The sequence below is a fragment of the Paenisporosarcina sp. P4_D4 genome, from assembly GCF_056401835.1.
The window spans coordinates 1-1884 of record NZ_JBFUIO010000249.1 but is presented as its reverse complement, the minus strand read 5'-3'; the positions used below and the strand labels follow the sequence as shown (position 1 = coordinate 1884).

The 1884-nt window shown below is 33.2% G+C and carries 5 protein-coding genes; all 5 read left to right on the top strand.

Annotated elements, in window-relative coordinates:
* Positions 1-56: 56 nt before the first annotated feature.
* Genes AC1DSL_RS17720 through AC1DSL_RS17700 form a run of 5 tightly spaced genes read left to right on the top strand, consistent with a single transcriptional unit; the run spans position 57 to position 1680 of the window.
* Positions 57-782 carry a 3D domain-containing protein gene (locus AC1DSL_RS17720; protein WP_477533243.1) on the top strand — a complete coding sequence of 242 codons (726 nt, stop codon included), beginning with the start codon at positions 57-59 and terminating at the stop codon, positions 780-782.
* Between the two features lie 34 nt (positions 783-816).
* Complete coding sequence (locus tag AC1DSL_RS17715) at positions 817-1023, top strand: hypothetical protein (RefSeq protein WP_477533242.1); 207 nt, start codon at positions 817-819, stop codon at positions 1021-1023.
* Between the two features lie 3 nt (positions 1024-1026).
* Positions 1027-1224 (top strand): hypothetical protein, encoded by a 198-nt coding sequence (locus AC1DSL_RS17710; RefSeq protein ID WP_477533241.1) that lies wholly within the window; start codon positions 1027-1029, stop codon positions 1222-1224.
* On the top strand, positions 1211-1399 hold the full coding sequence (locus tag AC1DSL_RS17705) for a hypothetical protein (RefSeq protein WP_477533240.1): 189 nt from the start codon (positions 1211-1213) through the stop codon (positions 1397-1399). The genes AC1DSL_RS17710 and AC1DSL_RS17705 overlap by 14 nt, the downstream gene beginning before the upstream one ends.
* Entirely contained in the window at positions 1396-1680 is a 285-nt protein-coding gene (locus AC1DSL_RS17700; protein WP_477533239.1) for a hypothetical protein, read from the top strand. The genes AC1DSL_RS17705 and AC1DSL_RS17700 overlap by 4 nt, the downstream gene beginning before the upstream one ends.
* The last annotated feature ends 204 nt before the right edge of the window (positions 1681-1884 follow it).

Genomic DNA, 1884 nt, shown 5'->3' with positions numbered 1-1884 from the left:
GAGTAGTCTAGTTATTAATATCCACAATGAAGTATGTGAGTTATTAAGTGTAGTATATGAACAATTTGAAATTAAAAGCATTATTCACGGTATTAATCACATGGGGTGTTATCCTATTATTCACCTTATCAAATGAACAAAATGAATCAGAAGAAAATAAAATTTCAAATAAATCAATTATAAGTGTTGACAACGGAATTGGTAACATATACTATGAGTATACAGACGATTTACAGCTAATTAAAACTTACCAATTAGCACAATATCAACAAGAATTAAAAGTTAAAAGAATCGCAGCAGAAAAGTTAGCTAAAGAGAAGAGGATTGCCGAGGAAAAAAGAAAAGTTGAATTAGCCAAAGTTGCAGAAGAGAAACGAGTCGCTGATCTAATCGCTAAGCGTGAAGCCAAGAACAAAGAAAAGTTGAAGAATAACCAGAATCAAGTTGCAAGTATCAGTCGTGGACAAAGCAGCAATGTTAAAACTTATGTATATGTTGTTACTGCTTATACAGCAGGTGTCGAATCAACTGGTAAAAGCAAAGGCGATAAAGACTATGGTATAACAGCTTCAGGTGAAGACGTTTATCAAGGACGAACATTATCGTGTCCTAAATCAATTCCTTTTGGAACTAAGATCGAAATTGAAGGCTATGGTGTTCGGATATGTGAAGATAGAGGAGCACACATAGTAAATGGACGATTAGACATCTACATGGAGAGATTGTATGATGCACAACAATTTGGTAGACAGAAATTGCAAGTTAAAATTTACTCAAAATAATAAACTATAATACAAAAAAGAGGAGAAGATTAAAATGAACAACTACCAACAACACATTAACAATCTATTAACGAAAGATGAGACTGGCTTATTGTCCAGTTTCGTTCTTCAGCTAGACAGTATTTTATCAGAGAATAGACTTACTACTGACACTGAACACAAATTAGTGGGAGAGACGATTAATTTCCTACATGATTTACTCAACAGTGGTTATCTATTAGAAGAATCAGGAACTTACTAATTTATGAAATTACAATACAACATTAGATTTGTAGAGCAAGTTGAATCATTAAATGACATTAATGATGAGACATTCAGATTAATTAAACAGGATTTGAAACGTAAGATTTACAACTATTTAACTTATGCTGGATTACAAATTGACGGTGAGATTGAATTGGAATTCGACATGATTGGAGATGACGGAATTGAAACATGGTAAATTGGCTGAGGTATTAGAAGGTCAGCATGGCTTTGAAATTGGGGAAGTGGTCACATTCATTGGAATGACTTATGAGGAGTATTGCGAGGAAGAGGTTCACATATTTAAAGCTGAAGATGGAAGAGTCCAACATCTAATTGAATGCGAATTTAAATGGTTGGAGGTATCTGCATGAAATATTATGTGAGAACTGATTTAAGCAAGAAAGAAATTCAAACTTATAATGGTGATGAGAATTTTCGTGACATGGTTAAGCGTAAAGCAGCAGTGGAATTATCCAAGCATATTGTTGAGCGATTAAGTGAAGAAGTTGAAGAGAGCCAAATATTTGAAGCAGATGAAGCTGATATTTCCAGTGTAAAGTTTTCGGTTAACTTGTTTAGCGATGACGAATTACTAAAATATAAGTACAGTGCTATTGAGGAATTTTTAAAAGGTAAGAGCTATCGAATTTAAAGGGTTTTAAATTAATAAATTATAATCAAATAAAACTCACAATTTATCGAATAGTAGACCAATACGAGGAGGGAACAAGAATGACTGAATGGCTAGATGCGAGTGAAAATGAAGATGGTATCAAAACAATCGCAATAGAAAATATAGATGGAGTTAAAGGATACGCAAGATTTATCGGGTAGAAACAGGTTCATTGCCTTATAC